Annotated in this window: 18 protein-coding genes; 9 read left to right on the forward strand and 9 right to left on the reverse strand. The window is 70.9% G+C overall.

Annotated features, from left to right (window positions below; all coding sequences use genetic code 11):
• Positions 1-91: 91 nt before the first annotated feature.
• Both ACSNOG_RS14985 and ACSNOG_RS14990 read right to left on the reverse strand, forming a co-directional pair.
• On the reverse strand, positions 92-808 hold the full coding sequence (locus tag ACSNOG_RS14985; protein WP_436753138.1) for a hypothetical protein: 717 nt from the start codon (positions 806-808) through the stop codon (positions 92-94).
• 132 nt (positions 809-940) lie between these two features.
• Positions 941-1,795: a hypothetical protein gene (locus ACSNOG_RS14990; RefSeq protein WP_436753139.1), complete on the reverse strand. Its 855-nt coding sequence runs from the start codon at positions 1,793-1,795 to the stop codon at positions 941-943.
• Positions 1,796-1,959: 164 nt separating this feature from the next.
• Between ACSNOG_RS14990 and ACSNOG_RS14995 the strand changes: the two genes are divergently transcribed.
• Positions 1,960-3,153, forward strand: a complete 1,194-nt coding sequence (locus ACSNOG_RS14995; protein ID WP_436753140.1) for an RtcB family protein — start codon at positions 1,960-1,962, stop codon at positions 3,151-3,153.
• Between the two features lie 3 nt (positions 3,154-3,156).
• Here the strand turns inward: ACSNOG_RS14995 and ACSNOG_RS15000 are convergent, their stop codons facing one another.
• From ACSNOG_RS15000 to ACSNOG_RS15020, 5 genes are all read right to left on the reverse strand, one after another.
• On the reverse strand, positions 3,157-3,582 hold the full coding sequence (locus tag ACSNOG_RS15000) for a hypothetical protein (RefSeq protein ID WP_436753141.1): 426 nt from the start codon (positions 3,580-3,582) through the stop codon (positions 3,157-3,159).
• Between the two features lie 160 nt (positions 3,583-3,742).
• On the reverse strand, positions 3,743-4,138 hold the full coding sequence (locus ACSNOG_RS15005; RefSeq protein ID WP_436753142.1) for a VOC family protein: 396 nt from the start codon (positions 4,136-4,138) through the stop codon (positions 3,743-3,745).
• A gap of 93 nt (positions 4,139-4,231) precedes the next feature.
• Complete coding sequence (locus ACSNOG_RS15010) at positions 4,232-4,975, reverse strand: SDR family NAD(P)-dependent oxidoreductase (protein WP_436753143.1); 744 nt, start codon at positions 4,973-4,975, stop codon at positions 4,232-4,234.
• A 63-nt stretch (positions 4,976-5,038) separates the two neighbouring features.
• Positions 5,039-5,374, reverse strand: coding sequence for a YnfA family protein (locus ACSNOG_RS15015; protein ID WP_436753144.1), 336 nt, complete (start codon positions 5,372-5,374; stop codon positions 5,039-5,041).
• 35 nt (positions 5,375-5,409) lie between these two features.
• Positions 5,410-6,042 carry a hypothetical protein gene (locus ACSNOG_RS15020; RefSeq protein WP_436753145.1) on the reverse strand — a complete coding sequence of 211 codons (633 nt, stop codon included), beginning with the start codon at positions 6,040-6,042 and terminating at the stop codon, positions 5,410-5,412.
• A 129-nt stretch (positions 6,043-6,171) separates the two neighbouring features.
• On the opposite strand from ACSNOG_RS15020, the gene hemL reads away from it, so the two are divergent.
• The 8 genes from hemL (at position 6,172) to ACSNOG_RS15060 (ending at position 14,722) form a co-directional block, all read left to right on the forward strand.
• Positions 6,172-7,506, forward strand: coding sequence for a glutamate-1-semialdehyde 2,1-aminomutase (gene hemL, locus ACSNOG_RS15025; RefSeq protein WP_436753146.1), 1,335 nt, complete (start codon positions 6,172-6,174; stop codon positions 7,504-7,506).
• A gap of 53 nt (positions 7,507-7,559) precedes the next feature.
• Positions 7,560-8,207 (forward strand): histidine phosphatase family protein, encoded by a 648-nt coding sequence (locus ACSNOG_RS15030; RefSeq protein ID WP_436753170.1) that lies wholly within the window; start codon positions 7,560-7,562, stop codon positions 8,205-8,207.
• A 177-nt stretch (positions 8,208-8,384) separates the two neighbouring features.
• On the forward strand, positions 8,385-9,593 hold the full coding sequence (locus ACSNOG_RS15035; RefSeq protein WP_436753147.1) for a hypothetical protein: 1,209 nt from the start codon (positions 8,385-8,387) through the stop codon (positions 9,591-9,593).
• A gap of 105 nt (positions 9,594-9,698) precedes the next feature.
• The gene (locus ACSNOG_RS15040; protein ID WP_436753148.1) at positions 9,699-10,322 is read left to right on the forward strand and encodes a TlpA family protein disulfide reductase; all 624 of its coding nucleotides are present in this window, start codon (positions 9,699-9,701) and stop codon (positions 10,320-10,322) included.
• A gap of 49 nt (positions 10,323-10,371) precedes the next feature.
• Entirely contained in the window at positions 10,372-11,109 is a 738-nt protein-coding gene (locus tag ACSNOG_RS15045; protein WP_436753171.1) for a cytochrome c biogenesis CcdA family protein, read from the forward strand.
• Between the two features lie 4 nt (positions 11,110-11,113).
• Positions 11,114-12,892 (forward strand): cytochrome c biogenesis protein ResB, encoded by a 1,779-nt coding sequence (resB, locus tag ACSNOG_RS15050; protein ID WP_436753149.1) that lies wholly within the window; start codon positions 11,114-11,116, stop codon positions 12,890-12,892.
• Positions 12,892-14,043: a c-type cytochrome biogenesis protein CcsB gene (gene ccsB / locus ACSNOG_RS15055; protein ID WP_436753172.1), complete on the forward strand. Its 1,152-nt coding sequence runs from the start codon at positions 12,892-12,894 to the stop codon at positions 14,041-14,043. Before resB ends, ccsB begins: the two co-directional genes overlap by 1 nt.
• A 118-nt stretch (positions 14,044-14,161) precedes the next feature.
• Positions 14,162-14,722, forward strand: a complete 561-nt coding sequence (locus ACSNOG_RS15060; RefSeq protein WP_436753150.1) for an SRPBCC domain-containing protein — start codon at positions 14,162-14,164, stop codon at positions 14,720-14,722.
• Positions 14,723-14,751: 29 nt separating this feature from the next.
• On the opposite strand, the gene ACSNOG_RS15065 is transcribed toward ACSNOG_RS15060, so the two are convergent.
• Together ACSNOG_RS15065 and ACSNOG_RS15070 are read right to left on the reverse strand one after the other, a co-directional pair.
• Positions 14,752-16,179, reverse strand: a complete 1,428-nt coding sequence (locus ACSNOG_RS15065; protein ID WP_436753151.1) for a phosphocholine-specific phospholipase C — start codon at positions 16,177-16,179, stop codon at positions 14,752-14,754.
• Positions 16,180-16,471: 292 nt separating this feature from the next.
• The gene (locus ACSNOG_RS15070; protein ID WP_436753152.1) at positions 16,472-16,777 is read right to left on the reverse strand and encodes a PLD nuclease N-terminal domain-containing protein; all 306 of its coding nucleotides are present in this window, start codon (positions 16,775-16,777) and stop codon (positions 16,472-16,474) included.
• Between the last annotated feature and the right edge of the window lie 21 nt (positions 16,778-16,798).

Genomic DNA, 16,798 nt, shown 5'->3' on the forward strand with positions numbered 1-16,798 from the left:
TGAAGGTCGCCCAGCGGTCCTTCTTCGCACTGCTCTACCACCTGCTCGTCAGCCGCGACACCGGCCCGGCGTCTTCGCGTACGGAGCGGTGCTACTTGTTCGCCGCCGCGACCGCGTTCACCGCTTCCTTGGCCGCGTCCCGCGCGCCCTTGGCGATCTCGTCCGCGGCCGGGTTCTTCGCGCCCTGGAAACCGGCGCCGCTGTACTTCACCGTGACCACGACATTGCCCGTGCGCGCGACGACCGTCGCGTTGCGGTAGTCGTCGTCGTCCTTCTTGGTGTCCGTCGCGACCACGGTCGCGCCCTCACCGATGTCCTCGGCCTTCTCCGACTTCGCGTCCTTCGCGCCGTCCGCCGTCGTCGCCTTCGTCACCTGCTGCTCGGCGAACTTCTCCGCACGCTTCTCGCCCGAACCCAGCGTTGGGTCGGAGGCCAGCCGCTTGAAGGACACCGTCAGCGAACGGAACTGCAGGTCCTTGACGTCCTCGTCGTTCAGGCCGTTCCAGAAGCAGCTCGCGGAGTCGTTGGCGTCGCTCGTCGGGAGGGCCTCCCCCTCCTTCTTCTTCGCCTTCGGCACCAGCTTGTCGATCGTCTTCTCGTCGATCGTCTTGCAGACCTCCGGCGGCAGCTTGCCGAACGCGGCCGCCTTCACCGAGGGCGAGGCGCTGGGAGCCGACGCCGAGACGGAAGGGGACGACTTCTTCTTCGCGCCGCCGTCGTCGTCGTCCGAGCAGCCGGTGGCGACGAGCATCACCGGTACTGCGGCGCAGGCGAGGAGTCGGGCGAGTCGCGGGGCTGTTCGGTGCATGGGTCCTTCGCTCGTTCGGTGTCGAGGGGCGGAGCGCCTGGGACGCCCTCGCCCTGCCTGATCGGCACGGTACGCGCCGCCTGACCGGCACGGTACGCGGCCGACGCGGGCCGGTGGGGGATTGCCCACCGGCTAGTTGTTGAAGTGCCCCGCGTCCAGCTCCCGGGCCAGGGTCTGAGCCTTGCCCTGAAGATCCTCGCTCCCGGGCACGTGCTGCTTGTCGGCGGACCACTGGTCGTAGGCGATGGTCACGATGACGTTCGCCGACCGGAAGACGATGTTGATGTCGCGGTGCACGCCCGAGCCGGCGGTGATCAGCTTGTCGTCGATGAACGCGTCGTCGCCCAGATCGTCCAGGACGCGCGGGGCCAGGGAAGCACCGCCGGCCGGCGAACCGGAAGCCGAAGGCGCGCCCGGCTTGGACGCGGAGGGCGCCGGAGATCCGCTCTGGGCGCCGCCCTGCGGGTGCGGCCCGGAACTCGCGCCCTTCGAGGCGGACGACGCGGGCGCGGAGGGCGAGCCGGAGGAGACCGGGATGTGCGCGGCGGCCGCCCGGCGCCCGTAGAGCTGCTCCGCGCGCTGCTCGTCGCTGACGCCCGGCTGGTACGAGACGACGCGCTCGAAGTCGACGGTCAGGTGCCGGCTGCCCTGCGGGGCCTCCAGCTTCCAGCGGCAGCCGACGCGGCGGTCGGTGTCGTAGGTGATCGCGGCCTGGCCCTTGTAGAGCCTGGCGAGGGTGTCGCGGTCGGCCTCGTCGTCACCCGGGGTGGGCAGGAGCCTGCGCAGGGTGTCACGGTTCACGTAGCCGCAGGGCTCGGGGAGGCTGCGGTACTTGCCGGGCTGCGCGGCGGGCGCGGAGGACCCCGCCTGCCCCGGCTTGGAGTCGTCGCCCCCGTCGGCGCCGGCGCCGCCGCTGCAGGCGGTGAGCGCTGCGGCGAGCGCGGCGGCGGCCAGTGCGGCGGCCGGTGCGTGAGCCCTTCGCTGCACGGTCCGTGGCTCCTTCCACCGAAAACGTGTTGCTGCCGCGGAGGCGGCGGCTGGACAGTATGTCTACCGCACGCGCCGCTGCGTCTGCCGGTTCGCCGTCGCGAATCAGGCGCTATGTCCGGCTTTTTGCGTTATCTTGCTTTTACGGGGTTATGAGGAAAACCATGTCCTACACCGAGGTGCCCGGCGCCCGCGTTCCGATCCGCATGTGGACCGACCCGGCCACGGTCGAGGACGTCGCCATGCAGCAGCTGCGCAACGTCTCCACCCTCCCGTGGATCAAGGGCCTCGCCGTCATGCCGGACGTCCACTTCGGCAAGGGGGCCACGGTCGGCTCGGTGATCGCCATGGCGGGCGCGGTGTGCCCGGCGGCGGTCGGCGTCGACATCGGCTGCGGCATGTCGGCGGTCCGGACGTCGCTGACCGCGAACGACCTGCCCGGTGACCTCTCCCGGCTGCGCTCGAAGATCGAGGCGGCCATTCCGGTCGGCCGCGGCATGCATGACGATCCCGTGGACCCGGGGCGGCTGCACGGGATCGCGACGGCGGGATGGGATGACTTCTGGGGGCGGTTCGACGGAGTCGCCGATGCGGTCCATTTCCGCCGGGGGCGGGCTGCTCAGCAAATGGGAACCCTTGGGTCCGGGAATCACTTTTGGGAGCTTTGTGTTGATTCGGGCAATTCGGTCTGGATCATGCTGCACTCGGGGTCGCGCAACATCGGCAAGGAACTGGCCGACTACCACATCGGGCAGGCCCAGAAGCTGCCGCACAACCAGGGCCTGATCGACCGTGACCTCGCCGTTTTCGTCGCGGACACCCCGCAGATGGCGGCCTACCGGCACGACCTGTTCTGGGCCCAGGAGTACGCCAAGCACAACCGCGAGATCATGATGGCGCTGTCGCAGGACGTGATTCGCCGGGAGTTCAAGAAGGCCAAGGTCACCTTCGACCAGGTCATCTCCTGCCACCACAACTACGTCAGCGAAGAGCGCTACGAGGGCATGGACCTGCTCGTCACCCGCAAGGGCGCGATCCGCGCCGGCGGCGGCGAGTACGGCATCATCCCGGGCTCCATGGGCACCGGCTCGTACATCGTCCGCGGCCTGGGCAACGCGGCTTCCTTCAACTCCGCCTCCCACGGGGCGGGCCGGAAGATGAGCCGCAACGCCGCGAAGAAGCGGTTCACCGCGCGGGACCTGGAAGAGCAGACGCGCGGGGTGGAGTGCCGCAAGGACTCCGGCGTGGTCGATGAGATCCCGGCCGCGTACAAGCCGATCGAGCAGGTCATGGAGCAGCAGCGGGATCTCGTCGAGGTGGTCGCCAAGCTGAAGCAGGTCGTCTGCGTGAAGGGCTGACGGTCAGTTCACCCGGGCAGCCTGATCCTTGCGCAAGCGCCAGCGCCGGAGTTTGCAGGACTGCTCCGATCTGCCCAGTGCCTCGGCCGCTGCCGCGATGGTCGGCGCATCGAGCAGGATGCGGTCCTCCATCTGCGTCCAGCTGCGGCGCGGCCGAGGCGGGCTCATGTGCGGCGGACGGACCCAGGCGCTCACCTCGGCCGCCGCCGAGCGCTTCCGCTCCAGGGCCAGGCTCCCGGGGCGGTACAGGTGAGCCGCCAGTGCCACGCCCGCCTCTTGCATGTACATGATGTTGTATGCGCCGTCGCGGGCGTTCCGGCTGGTCAGTCGCTGAATGCCCAGCGTCACGTTGGTGTAGTGGCACAGGTAGGTGGCGATCGCGGTGCTGGTCGTGGCGAGGCTGACGAACGGCAGACGCCGGCAGCCCATCAGCCTGCAAGAAGCCGAACATGTACGCGTAGCGCGGGTCTTCGAGGTCCATGAAGGTCATGGATCGATCGTGTGGCGCCGCTGCCGGTCCGGCGGTGGGAACGGCAGGGCGTCACTCGAACTGGCGAGCGCTCGCGGCATGCGGAGCGCTCCCCATCCCTTATCCCTGCACGTCCTGCGGGTACCAGCGCAGTTCGACCGTGTTGCCGTCCGGGTCGAGGACGTAGAGCGACTCGGCGTCGCCGCGGGCGCCGTAGCGCTTGCCGGGGCCGTCGGTGACGGTGAAGGTGCCGGCGTCGACGACGGTCTGCCAGTCCAGGGGCTCGACGACGAGGCAGATGTGGTCGACGTTGGAGGACGGGGTCTCGCCGCGGTCGCGCTCGACCAGGTCGATGATCGTGGTGGGGGAGACGCGGACGGACGGGAAGGGGACCCGGCCCGCGCGCCAGTCGTCCACGCGGACGGGGTCGAGGCCGAGCGGGCCGGTGTAGAAGGCGAGGGAACGTTCCGCGTCGGAGACGTTGAGGACGAGGTGGTCGAAGGCGATGACGCGCATGAAGCTCCCCTGTTCGGTGCGGGCCGCCCCTCCCGGGCGGCCGTCGGTACGACCGTAATCCGGGAATGATCGTTTCCGCTTCGCGTGGCGGCCTCAGGCCTCCCGGTGGACCTTGTAGTTCGAGGCCTGGGCGCGGGGGCGGACGACGAGCAGGTCGACGTTCACGTGCGGCGGGCGGGTGACGGCCCAGCCGATGGTGTCGGCGACGTCCTCGGCGGTGAGGGGCTCGGCGACGCCCGCGTAGACGGCGTCGGCCTTGGTGCGGTCGCCGCGGAAGCGGGTGAGGGCGAACTCGTCGGTGCGCACCATGCCGGGGGCGATCTCGATGACGCGGACGGGCTGTCCGCACAGCTCCAGGCGGAGGGTTTCGGCGACGGCGTGGGCGCCGTGCTTGGCCGCGGCGTAGCCGCTGCCGCCCTCGTAGGTGCCGAGGGCGGCGGTGGAGGACAGGATCAGGACGGTGCCGTCGCCGCTCGCGGTCAGGGCGGGGAGCAGGGCCTGGGTCATGTGGAGCACGCCGAGGACGTTGACCTCGTACATGGTGCGCCAGTCGGCGGGGTCGGCGGTGGCGACGGGGTCGGCGCCGTGGGCGCCGCCGGCGTTGTTGATGAGGACGTCGACGCGGTCGAGGGTCGCGGCGAAGGCGTCGACGGCGGCGCGGTCGGTGACGTCGAGGGCGTGGGCGCGGGCGCCGGGGAGTTCGTCGGCGAGGGCGGCGATGCGGTCGGCGCGGCGGGCGGTGAGGACGACGCGGTAGCCCTCGGCGGCGAGGCGGCGGGCGGTGGCGGCGCCGATGCCGCTGCTCGCGCCGGTGATGACGGCGGTGCGGGTGCTCATGGGGGTGCCTCCTGGGGCGTGGCGCGGCCGGTGACGTGCGGGGGTGGTGCCTCGGCAGGATATTCAGCGGCCGCGGGGCACGTACATGATGATCGCCACGCCGACGAGGCAGACGAGCGCGCCGAGGACGTCGTAGCGGTCGGGCCGGTAGCCGTCGGCGACCATGCCCCAGGCGAGGGAGCCGGCGACGAAGATCCCGCCGTAGGCGGCGAGGATGCGGCCGAAGTGGGCGTCGGGCTGGAGGGTGGCGACGAATCCGTAGGCGCCGAGGGCGACGATGCCGGCGCCGATCCAGGCCCAGCCGCGGTGTTCCCTCGCGCCCTGCCAGATCAGCCAGGCGCCGCCGATCTCCAGGAGCGCGGCGAGGGCGAAGAGGGCGATGGACCGGGCGACGAGCATGACCGCAGCGTACGGCGGGGTGGGGCGGGCGGGCCTTACGGCCAGACGAGGCAGTAGGGCTGGTGGCCGTTCTCGTGGAGGCGGTGGGAGAAGTCCTGCCACTCGCGCAGGAGCTGGTAGACGCCGAAGGCGTCGCGGGGGCCGCCGCGGTCGGGGACGGTGGACCAGATGAAGGCGGCTGCGCCCACGGATTCCTCGCCGACGCCGCGCAGGGGGTCGACGACGGTCATGGGGAGTTTGACGACGGCGTAGTCGGGGTGGAGGACGACCAGCTCGAGCGGGGGGACCTTGTGCAGGGGTATGCCCTCGATGCCGGTGAGCACCATGGCGGCCACGGTCTCCGGCTTGATGCGGGTGAACATGCCGCCCATGCCGAGCTCGTCACCGCCGAGCTCTTCGGGGCGCATGGAGATGGGGACGTTGGCCGCGGCGGCGCTGTTGGGTGCCCCGAAGTACTTGTAGGTCACCCCCACGCGGCCGCTCCTGCTTCCTGTGCCCGCCGTGCTGCCGGCGACGTTGTCCGTACCGCCCGCGGGGCTTTCCGTGCTGCCCGCGAGGTCTTCTTCGCGCCGGTCGCGCCGGCCCCTGTGGCGCCCCCTGCGGGACTGCCGGGCGCGCTCGGGGCCCAGGTCTCCGGTGCCCTCACCCACTCCGCCACCGCGCTGCATATCTCCACCTGACCGCTTTTTCCTACGCAGCACAGCCCCCGCCGCGCAACCCGATCATCGTCTCAGAGACCTCCCCCGTGAAGGGCATGTGAAACGCCCGGATCGGACTCGTCGCGAGGCTCTGAGACCATGGCTAGCGTGAGCTACCCATACCCCAAGCATGCGCCAGTCTCGCAGACACTCTTTGACCGCGCCTCTGTCGTGACGCCCGGCGGCGTGAACTCCCCGGTGCGGGCGTTCCGTGCCGTGGGCGGTACGCCCCGGTTCATGGTGTCCGGTACCGGTCCGTACCTCACGGATGCCGATGGCCGGGAGTACGTCGACCTCGTGTGTTCGTGGGGTCCGATGATCCTCGGGCACGCGCACCCCGAGGTGATCGGGGCCGTCCAGGAGGCCGTGGCCCGGGGTACGTCGTTCGGTACGCCGGGTGAGGGGGAGGTGGCGCTCGCCGAGGAGATCGTCGCGCGCATCGAGCCCGTGGAGCAGGTGCGCCTGGTGTCGTCGGGGACCGAGGCGACGATGTCGGCGATCCGGCTGGCGCGCGGTTTCACCGGCCGGGCGAAGGTGATCAAGTTCGCGGGCTGCTACCACGGCCATGTGGACGCGCTGCTGGCGGCGGCGGGCTCGGGCGTGGCGACGTTCGGGCTGCCGGACACGCCCGGTGTGACCGGTGCGTCCGCTGCCGACACGATCGTGCTGCCGTACAACGACCTGGAGGCCGTGCACGAGGCCTTCCACGCCTTCCCGGGTGAGATCGCCTGTGTGATCACGGAGGCGTCGCCGGGCAACATGGGCGTGGTGCCGCCGCTGCCGGGCTTCAACCAGGGGTTGAAGGACGCGTGCGCCAAGAACGGCGCGCTGTTCATCTCCGACGAGGTGATGACGGGCTTCCGCACGTCGAAGGCGGGCTGGTTCGGCGTCGACGGCGTGAAGCCGGACCTGATGACGTTCGGCAAGGTCATGGGCGGCGGTTTCCCGGCGGCGGCGTTCGGCGGCCGGGCCGATGTGATGGCGTACCTGGCCCCGGCGGGCCCGGTGTACCAGGCGGGCACGCTCTCGGGTAACCCGGTGGCGACGGCGGCGGGTCTGGCGCAGCTGCGGCTGCTGGACGACGCGGCGTACGAGAAGGTCGACGCGGTGGCCGCCGAGATCGGCTCCATGGTGAGCGAGGCGCTGGCCAAGGAGGGCGTGGCGCACCGCCTGCAGACGGCGAGCAACATGTTCTCGGTGTTCTTCACCGGGCGCGAGGTGCGCAACTACGACGATGCCAAGGCGCAGGAGGCGTTCCGTTTCAACGCCTTCTTCCATTCGATGCTGTCGCAGGGCGTATACCTGCCGCCGTCGGCGTTCGAGTCGTGGTTCGTGTCGACGGCGCATGACGCGGCGGCGCTGGAGCGGATCGCGGCGGCGCTGCCGGCGGCGGCCCGTGCGGCGGCCGGGGCGACCGAGGAGGGGGCCAAGTGAGCGCGGAGAAGAGCGCGGGGAGCAAGCGGGACGAGATCACCGTGGTGCACCTGATGCGCCACGGCGAGGTCCACAACCCGGAGGGCGTGCTCTACGGGCGCCGGGCGGGTTACCACCTGTCGGACCTGGGCCGCCGGATGGCGGACCGCGTGGCGGAGCACCTGGCGGGGCGGGACGTCACCCATGTGGTGGCTTCGCCGCTGGAGCGTGCGCAGGAGACGGCGACGCCGATCGCGAAGACGCACGGTGTGGACCTGGCGACGGACGAGCGGCTGATCGAGGCGGCGAACGTCTTCGAGGGGAAGACGTTCGGGGTCGGCGACGGTGCGCTGAAGAAGCCGGCGAACTGGAAGTACCTGACGAATCCTTTCCGTCCGTCGTGGGGCGAGCCCTATGTGGAGCAGGTCGTCCGGATGATGGGTGCGCTGGATGCGGCGCGGGATGCGGCGCGGGGCCATGAGGCGGTGTGCGTGAGCCATCAGCTGCCGATCTGGATCGTGCGCAGTTTCGTGGAGCGGCGGCGGTTGTGGCACGACCCGCGCAAGCGCGAGTGCACGCTGGCGAGTCTGACGACGTTCACCTATAGGGGGGACAAAATCGTTTCGGTCGGCTACAGCGAACCGGCGCGGGATCTGGTCCCGGCGCATCTTCTCGCGGGGGCCAAGCCGGTGAAGGGCGGGGCCAAGGCGTTCGGCGCCTGAGGGCCGTTCGGGGGCCGCGGTTACTCCATCGGGCCGTGGCGACTGCGTAAATGCGGGGCAACTCCCTGAAGAGGGGGGAAACTGCGCAACCGTCGTACTCGACGCGCCCTCTCACCCAATGTCGTTTTATATGGACGACATACGGCGTGGGGCACGGCGAGTACGGACGGAGTCGACATGCGCGACATCAGCCGACGAGGTCTCCTCGGATGGGGAATGGGAGCGGCCGCGGCGCTGGGCGGCGTCGCCGGCTGCTCGGAAGAATCGGTTCCGGAGCGGCGCGATCCGGCGGCGAAGGCGGTCGAGCGGGCGAAGGCGAAGCCGATCGGTGACGGTTCCACGGCCGACGCCGGGCCGCAGCCGCACCAGCCGCCGGAGCCGGAGCGCCTGGAGGCGGGGCAGAAGCCGCCGCAGTTCGTGATCTTCTCGTGGGACGGGGCGGGCGAGGTCGGCAACGGCCTCTTCCCGCGGTTCCGGAAGCTGGCGCAGGAGTACGACGCCCGGATGACCTTCTTCCTCTCCGGGGTGTACCTGCTGCCGGAGTCGAAGAAGCGCCTGTACAAGCCGCCCAACAACCCGGTCGGCGCCTCCGACATCGGCTACCTCACGGACGAGCACGTCCGGGCGACGCTCATCAACCTGCGGGAGGCGTGGCTGGAGGGGCACGAGATCGGCACGCACTTCAACGGCCACTTCTGTTCCGGTGAGGGGTCGGTCGGGAAGTGGGACGGGGACGACTGGGAGTCGGAGATCGACCAGGCGGTCTCCTTCGTCACCCAGTGGCGCACGAACACCGGGTTCACCGATCTGGACCCGCTGCCGTTCGATTACCGCAAGGAACTCGTGGGCGCCCGGACGCCGTGTCTGCTGGGGCAGGAGAACCTGCTGCCGACGGCCGCGAAACTGGGCTGGCGCTATGACGCGAGTTCCCCGGGCGGAACGCAGGTGTGGCCGTCGAAGAAACACGGTGTGTGGGATCTCCCGCTGCAGCAGATCCCCTTTCCCGGCCATTCGTTCGAAGTCCTGTCGATGGACTACAACATCCTCGCCAATCAGTCGAAGAACACCACGCGCGGCCCTTCGGTGCATTACCCGCACTGGCGGCAGCAGGCCACCGACGCCTATCTCGCCGGATTCGCGCGGGCGTACGAGACGAATCGCGCGCCGTTCTTCATCGGAAACCACTTCGAAGAGTGGAACGGGGGGATTTATATGGATGCGGTGGAGGAAGCCCTCAAACGCATCGCCGACGATCGCCACAAGGACGTGCGCCTGGTCTCCTTCCGGCAGTTCGTCGACTGGCTGGATGCCCAGGACCCGGCCGTGCTGCGCGGCCTGCGCCGGCTCGAAGTCGGCCAGAAGTGGCACGCCCGGGCGGCCGACTGAACCCGCGGGCGGCCGGACCGGCCCCCGGACGGCCGCCCCGAGGCCGGCGAAGAGCCTGCAGGGGGGCGCGGAAGATCCCTAAACGGACCATGCGAAACTTTTCACATGAGTGCCTGCCGCGCCTTTCGACGCCCCGGACCACGCCGGCGTATCACCATGCCGGCCATCCTCGCCGCCGCCGCGGCGCTGTCCCTGACCGCCTGCGGCTCGGGCGACAACCCCAAGAGCGGCGGCCAGACCCAGTTCGTGCAGGGCACGGGCGGCGTCAGCGTCGTCAGCGACAAGAGCGGGCGGCAGGACGCGCCCGACCTGTCCGGCAAGACGCTGGACGGCAAGGCGCTCGACATCGCCGAGGCGTACAAGGGCAAGATCGTCGTCCTTAACGTCTGGGGTTCGTGGTGCGCCCCGTGCCGGGCCGAGGCCAAGAACCTCGTCAACGTCGCCAACGACTACAAGGACAAGGGCGTGCAGTTCGTCGGGCTCAACACCCGCGACTCCGACCCCGCCCCGGCGATCAAGTTCGAGAAGGAGTTCGAGGTCCCGTACCCGAGCCTCTACGACTCCGCCGGCAAGCTGCTGCTGCGCTTCCCCGCCGGCAGCCTCAACCCGCAGTCCATCCCCTCCACCGTCTTCATCGACCGCGACGGCAAGATCGCCGCGCGTGCGATCAAGGCGCTGACCGAGGAAGAGCTGCGCAAGACGCTCGACCCGCTGGTCGCGGAGAAGTGACCCGGTGACCCCCGCCACCTCCGCCGCCGTCACGATCGCCGTCGGCGAGATGAACCAGACGGTGCTCTCCGGGGCGCTGCTGCTGGCCCTGCCCGTCGCCCTGCTCGGCGGGCTGGTCTCGTTCTTCTCGCCCTGCGTGCTGCCGCTCGTCCCCGGCTACCTCTCCTACGTGACGGGGGTCGGCGGAGCGGATCTGGCCGAGGCCCGCAAGGGACGGATGATCGCCGGGGCCACCCTGTTCGTGCTCGGCTTCACCTTCGTCTTCGTCTCCACGGGCACCCTCTTCGGCTGGGTCGGCCAGGCGCTCCTGACGCACCGGGAGACGATCAACATGGTGATGGGGTCCCTCACCATCGCGATGGGCCTCGCCTTCATGGGGCTGTTCAGCAGATTCGGGCAGCGCGAATTCCGCTTCCACACCCGGCCCACGATGGGCCTGGTGGGGGCGCCGCTGCTCGGCGCGCTCTTCGGACTCGGCTGGGCGCCGTGCATCGGCCCGACGCTCGCCTCCGTCCTCGCCCTCTCCTCGAACCAGGCCAGCGCCGGCCGCGGAGCGCTGCTGACCGTGGCCTACTGCCTCGGCCTCGGCCTGCCCTTCATCCTGACCGCGGTGGCCTTCCGGCGCGCGCTCGGCGCGTTCGGCTGGGTCAAGCGGCACTATGCATGGGTCATGCGCGCCGGCGGGCTGATGATGATCGCCGTCGGCGTGCTCCTCGTCACGGGGGCGTGGGACCGCCTCATCGGCGAACTGCAGACGTGGTCCAACTCCTTCGTCCCCGAGGTCTGATCAGATGGGCAACACGAACGGCTCCGCCGGCACCGACGGCATGTCGACGGCTCCCCGCGAGGACGCCGACGGCATGTCGACGGCCCCCCGCGAGGACACCGGCGCCGGCCAGGCCGTGCCCGGCTCCTTCGGCGGCGTCCGCAAGCCCGGCGCGCTCGGGGCCGCGGCCTGGACCGCCCGCGAGGCGACCGGCTGGGTCCGCTGGTTCTGGCGGCAGCTGACCTCCATGCGGGTCGCCCTGATCCTGCTCTTCCTGCTCTCCCTCGCCACCATCCCCGGCTCCCTCGTCCCGCAGACCAGCGTGGACGCGGTCAAGGCCGAGGCGTGGCGCACGAGCCACGAGACGCTCGGGCCGCTCTACGACAAGCTCGGCCTCTTCCACGTCTACAGCTCGGTGTGGTTCTCCGCGATCTACATCCTGCTGTTCACGTCCCTGGTCGGCTGCATCATCCCGCGCACCTGGCAGTTCGTCGGCCAGCTGCGCGGCCGCCCCCCGGCCGCCCCCCGCAACCTCAAGCGGCTGCCCGCCCACGCCACCTGGCGCACGGACGCCGAGCCCGAGCAGGTCCTGGCCGCCGCCCGGAAGCTGCTGAAGAAGCGGCGCTTCCGCACCGAGGCGGCGGACGACGCGGTGGCCTCCGAGAAGGGCTACCTGCGCGAGGCCGGCAACCTCGTCTTCCACATCGCGCTGATCGTGATGCTCGTGGCCTTCGCCTCCGGGCAGCTGTGGAAGTCCGAGGGCCAGAAGCTGATCGTCGAGGGCGACGGCTTCGCCAACACGCTCGTCCAGTACGACGACTTCAAGTCCGGCTCGCTCTTCGACGCCGGCGACCTCAAGCCCTTCAGCTTCTACCTCGACAGCTTCGAGGCCAGCTACGAGCGCACCGGCCCGCAGCGCGGCACCCCGCGCACCTACCAGGCCCGCGTCACCTACCACGAGGGATCCGACGGGCCCGGCCGCAAGGCCACCATCAAGGTCAACGAGCCGCTGGAGACCTCCGGCTCCAAGGTCTACCTGATCGGCCACGGCTACGCCCCGGTCGTCACCGTCCGCGACGGGCAGGGCGACGTCTCCTTCCGCGGCGGCATCCCCTCGCTGCCCATCGACAACAACATCACCGAGTCGACCGTCCTCAAGGTGGGCGACTACCGCACCAAGGACGGCAAGAAGGACCAGATCGGCTTCAAGGGCAACTTCGTGCCCACCCTGGACCTGAAGACCGGCACGATGCTGTCCCAGTTCCCCGACCTGGACAACCCGCGGCTCGTCCTCACCGCCTACCACGGCAGCCTGGGCACCGACAGCGGCGCGCCGCAGAACGTCTACCAGCTCGACGTGTCCAAGATGAAGCAGTTCAAGGACAAGGACGGCAGCCCCTTCGCGCAGGTCCTCAAGGTCGGCGACACCATGACGCTGCCCGACGGCGGCACCCTGGAGTTCGACGGCATCAAGCCCTGGGCCACCTTCCAGGTCTCCCAGCAGCCCGGCAACGCCACCGCCCTCGTCGGCGCGGTCGCCGCCCTCGTCGGCGTGGCGGGCTCCCTGTTCATCCAGCGCCGCCGCGTGTGGGTGCGGGCCGTCCGCGGCGCCGACGGGCACACCGTCGTCGAGGTGGCCGGCCTCGGCCGCAGCGAGTCCGCGAAGCTCCCCGAGGAGCTCGCCGACCTCGCCGCGGAGCTGCAGTCCGACGCCCCGCCCGTGACCGCCACGGACGCCCCCGACCCCGCGGAGTCCGCCGAGTCCGCGGATTCCTCCGCAGCATCCGAAGGAGCGCGCGCGTGATCCCCATCGCTGCCGCAGCCAACGAGAACATGGCGCACATCAGCAACGTGCTGATCTATTCGGCCATGGCCGTCTACACCCTGGCCTTCCTCGCCCACATCGCGGAGTGGGTGTTCGGCAGCCGGAGCGCCGTCGGCCGCACCGCCGCCGCGATCACCACCGACGCCGAGACCGCCCGCACCGCCGCCGCCGGCGCGAGCGCCCAGGGCGGCGGCACCGCCGTCCTGGAGCGCCCCAAGGTCGTCACCCGCTCCGCCGCCGGCCGCCGCGACGTGCCCGACGGCCCGGGCGCCGCCGGCACCAGCGAGAAGGGCGACGTCTACGGGCGCATCGCCGTCTCGCTGACCGTGCTGTCCTTCCTGCTGCACGCCGGCTCGGTGCTCACCCGGGCGCTGTCCGTGGAGCGGGCGCCCTGGGGCAACATGTACGAGTTCTCCACGACCTTCGGCATGACGGTCGTCGGCGTCTACCTCGGCCTGCTGGCCGCCAAGAAGAACGTGCGCTGGCTCGGCCTGCCGCTGGTCACCACGATCCTCCTCGACCTCGGCCTCGCCGTCTCCGTGCTCTACACCGAGAGCGACCAGCTCGTCCCGGCCCTGCACTCGTACTGGCTGTGGATCCACGTCTCCTGCGCGATCCTCTCCGGCGCGGCCCTGTGGGTCGGCGCCTGCTCGACCCTGCTCTACCTCTTCCGCGACGGCTACGAGGCCCGCCTGGTCGAGGGCCGCACCGGCGCCGGCCTGCGCAGCCACCTCGCCGAGCTGCCGCAGAACCGCAAGTACGCCCGCCTGAAGGCCAAGCTCGCGCTGCGCACCGACAACCCCATGTCGCGCCTGCCCTCGGCCGCCACCCTCGACAAGCTGGCCTACCGCATCAACGCGACGGTCTTCCCGCTGTGGACCTTCACGATCGTCGCGGGCGCCATCTGGGCCGAGGCCGCCTGGGGCCGCTACTGGGGCTGGGACCCCAAGGAGGTCTGGTCCTTCATCACCTGGGTCGCCTACGCCTGCTACCTGCACGCCCGCGCGACCGCCGGCTGGAAGGGCCGCAAGGCCGCCTACATCGCCCTCGCCGCCTTCGGCTGCTACATCTTCAACTACTACGGCGTGAACATCTTCGTCACCGGCAAGCACTCCTACGCCGGCGTCTGAGCACATCACCCGCAGAACCCCCGCGGGTCACCCGCATCCCGCGCAGCAGCCCCCGTACGGCCCGTTTCCCCCGCTCTCCGGAGCGCGGGAGGCGGGCCGCGGTGGTAGAGCTGGACCCATGGAGATCCCCTCCCTCTACGGCAGGTCCGAGCCCCGGGGCGAGGACAGCCACCTGCTGCGCTACGAGCTGTCGCTCCCCTTCCCCCGGGCCGAGGTGTGGCTGGCCATCGCCACCCCCGAGGGTCTGCCCACCTGGCTGGCCGCGGCCGAGCCCTTCGAACAGCGCGAGGGCGGCGCCATCACCCTGCGCTGGCAGAACACCGACCCCGCCGGGCACGCGACGGTCGCCCCCGGCCGGGTCACCGCCTGGCAGCCGCAGAGCCTGGCCGAGTACACCGTCGAGATCCACGGCCGGATCCGCTTCGAGCTGGAGGAGGCCCCGGCCAGCGTCGGCGGCACCCTGCTGCACTTCACCAACGAGTTCACCGGACCCGACACCGTCCGCCTGGACTGCCTGGCCGGCTGGCACCACCACTTCGAGTACCTGCTGGAGGCCCTGGCGGGCCGGCCCGCGGACTGGTCGGGATGGACCCTGGACCGGTGGCAGAAGCTGCGCGCGGAGTACGAGCTGCGCGGCACCGGCGACCCGGGCGAGCCGCCGGGCGGCGGCGCCCGCTGACACCCGCCGCCGCTCCGCCGCTCCGCTGATCAGCGCCTGCGCCGGTTTCCCTTCTCCTGCTCGGGCGGCTGCTGGCGGGCGCCCGGCAGCGTGGGCTTGGGCAGGTGGGCGACCTTCCAGCGGGCCTCGTCGAGCTGCTCCTTGGTGTCCGCGGGCAGCCGCGGCGGCCGCGGGGCCTTGTCGGTGAAGCCGAAGGCCGACGTCAGGTCGCCGAAGGTACGGCGCCGCCAGGCGCTGATGTTGGGCTCGCGCACCCCCGTCCACACCTCCAGGAAGCGCAGCACCGAGGTGTGGTCGAAGGCGTCGCCCGCGACCCAGCCGCCCACCGTCCACGGCGAGACGATCAGGCACGGCACCCGGAAGCCGCCGCCGATCGGCAGCTTGCCCACGAACTCGTCCGCCGTGCCGTCCGGGGGCACCGGCGGCGGCACGTGGTCGAAGAGCCCGTCGTTCTCGTCGTAGTTCAGGATGAACGCCGTCTTCGCCCACACCTTGGGGTTGTCGGCGATGGCCTCGATCTTCTTCGCCACGTAGTCCGCGCCCGCCGCCGGCAGGTAGCGCGGGTGCTCGGACTGCGCCGCGGTCGGGATGATCCAGGAGACCTGCGGCAGCCTGCCGTTGCGGGCGTCCTCCTCGAAGGTCCCCGCGGGCAGCCGGCGCATCCCCCGCTCGTACAGCGGATCGCCCGGCTTCGCGTCCTTGAACTGCTGGAACTGCTCCAGCAGGTTGCAGCCGTAGTTGTCCTCCTCCTGGTACACGCGCCAGCTGACCCCCGCCGCCTGCAGCCGCTCCGCGTACGTCGTCCAGCGGTACGGCTCGGGCGCGGTGTTGTCGATGACGGGGCCGCCGCGCTTGCCGGCCGGGTCGATGGTGCCCGTCATCCAGTAGAGCCGGTTGGGCCAGGTGGGGCCGAGGACCGAGCAGAAGTAGTTGTCGCAGAGGGTGAAGGCCTCCGCGAGGGCGAACTGGAAGGGGATGTCCTCGCGCGTGTGGTAGCCCATCACGTACGGGCCGTTCGCGCCGTCGGCCTTGCGGTGCGCCGGCATCCAGGAGTCCATCTTCCCGCCGTTCCACGCCTCGTGCTGGACGGACCAGGCGTGGCTGGTGGACGGGATGGCCTGGGCGCTCGTCTTCTGCGTGTCGAGCCGGAACGGCAGCAGGTAGCCGGCCGGGTTCTTTTCGTCCGGCTGGTGGAAGACGCTCCGCCCGTCCGGCAGCTTCACGGCGTCGGGGTCGGAAAAGCCCCGCACGCCCTTGAGGGTGCCGAAGTAGTGGTCGAAGGACCGGTTCTCCTGCATGAGCAGAACCACGTGCTCGATGTCGCGCAACGAGCCGCGCCGGGCCGGTCCGGCGGCGACCGCCCGCCGCACGCTCGGCGGCAGCAGCGACAGTGCCGCGGCGCCGCCCACGGCGCCCGCGGCGGAGCCGATGAGTCTGCGTCGGGTCATGTCGGGCATGGCGTGCGCCCCTCTCCCTTGAGTCGCGTGAGGCCTCAGTGTGGCCTGCCGGACTCTCCCTGCACGGCTGCGTCAAGGACGGGGGAGGGGGCGTGGGCGGGGTGCCAAATGGCGGTGAAGAGGGACGAGTTGATCTCTGTGGCGGCGTACGGCGGCCGGGATCGGCTTTTCTTATTACCCGATCGGGCGATGGCCGGCTACGCCGTACGGCGGGTGACGGCCGTGACACCGGGTGACGGCCGGACGGGCGACTCGTCCGACCGGCCGTCAGGGTCCGGCCGCGGGGACGGGATCAGGTCGCGGGCGGCGGGTCGCCCTGGTCGCGCCGGAGCGACTTCAGGAACTCGGGGTTGTCGTCGGGCGCGACCCACTGCCGCTCCCCGCCCCGCCCCTGGCGGCGCGGCCCGGCCGCGGCGCGCGGACGCCCCGCGATGAACCAGGCGACCGGCCCGATCAGCACCTCGCCGAAGAGCAGGATGACGAGCACCCAGCCGATCTTCGGCAGGCCGCGGATCTCCTTCTCCGGGGTGTTCAGACAGTCCACGAAGGCGTAGATCCACAGCGCCAGGATCAGCAGGAACGGCAGATACCTGAGCATGTCGGACGGCTCCCCGGAAAC

The sequence above is a fragment of the Streptomyces sp. URMC 124 genome, from assembly GCF_051386455.1.
In the GTDB taxonomy this organism is placed as follows: Bacteria; Actinomycetota; Actinomycetes; order Streptomycetales; family Streptomycetaceae; genus Streptomyces.

What these genes read in the sequence shown, in the direction of transcription:
- ACSNOG_RS14985 (WP_436753138.1), bottom strand. Translation starts at nt 808, where the DNA reads ATGCACCGAACAGCCCCGCGACTCGCCCGACTCCTCGCCTGCGCCGCA.
- ACSNOG_RS14995 (WP_436753140.1), top strand. Translation starts at nt 1,960, where the DNA reads ATGTCCTACACCGAGGTGCCCGGCGCCCGCGTTCCGATCCGCATGTGG.
- ACSNOG_RS15000 (WP_436753141.1), bottom strand. Translation starts at nt 3,582, where the DNA reads ATGGGCTGCCGGCGTCTGCCGTTCGTCAGCCTCGCCACGACCAGCACC.
- ACSNOG_RS15005 (WP_436753142.1), bottom strand. Translation starts at nt 4,138, where the DNA reads ATGCGCGTCATCGCCTTCGACCACCTCGTCCTCAACGTCTCCGACGCG.
- ACSNOG_RS15010 (WP_436753143.1), bottom strand. Translation starts at nt 4,975, where the DNA reads ATGAGCACCCGCACCGCCGTCATCACCGGCGCGAGCAGCGGCATCGGC.
- ACSNOG_RS15015 (WP_436753144.1), bottom strand. Translation starts at nt 5,374, where the DNA reads ATGCTCGTCGCCCGGTCCATCGCCCTCTTCGCCCTCGCCGCGCTCCTG.
- ACSNOG_RS15020 (WP_436753145.1), bottom strand. Translation starts at nt 6,042, where the DNA reads ATGCAGCGCGGTGGCGGAGTGGGTGAGGGCACCGGAGACCTGGGCCCC.
- hemL (WP_436753146.1), top strand. Translation starts at nt 6,172, where the DNA reads ATGGCTAGCGTGAGCTACCCATACCCCAAGCATGCGCCAGTCTCGCAG.
- ACSNOG_RS15030 (WP_436753170.1), top strand. Translation starts at nt 7,560, where the DNA reads ATGCGCCACGGCGAGGTCCACAACCCGGAGGGCGTGCTCTACGGGCGC.
- ACSNOG_RS15035 (WP_436753147.1), top strand. Translation starts at nt 8,385, where the DNA reads ATGCGCGACATCAGCCGACGAGGTCTCCTCGGATGGGGAATGGGAGCG.
- ACSNOG_RS15040 (WP_436753148.1), top strand. Translation starts at nt 9,699, where the DNA reads ATGAGTGCCTGCCGCGCCTTTCGACGCCCCGGACCACGCCGGCGTATC.
- ACSNOG_RS15045 (WP_436753171.1), top strand. Translation starts at nt 10,372, where the DNA reads ATGAACCAGACGGTGCTCTCCGGGGCGCTGCTGCTGGCCCTGCCCGTC.
- resB (WP_436753149.1), top strand. Translation starts at nt 11,114, where the DNA reads ATGGGCAACACGAACGGCTCCGCCGGCACCGACGGCATGTCGACGGCT.
- ACSNOG_RS15060 (WP_436753150.1), top strand. Translation starts at nt 14,162, where the DNA reads ATGGAGATCCCCTCCCTCTACGGCAGGTCCGAGCCCCGGGGCGAGGAC.
- ACSNOG_RS15065 (WP_436753151.1), bottom strand. Translation starts at nt 16,179, where the DNA reads ATGCCCGACATGACCCGACGCAGACTCATCGGCTCCGCCGCGGGCGCC.
- ACSNOG_RS15070 (WP_436753152.1), bottom strand. Translation starts at nt 16,777, where the DNA reads ATGCTCAGGTATCTGCCGTTCCTGCTGATCCTGGCGCTGTGGATCTAC.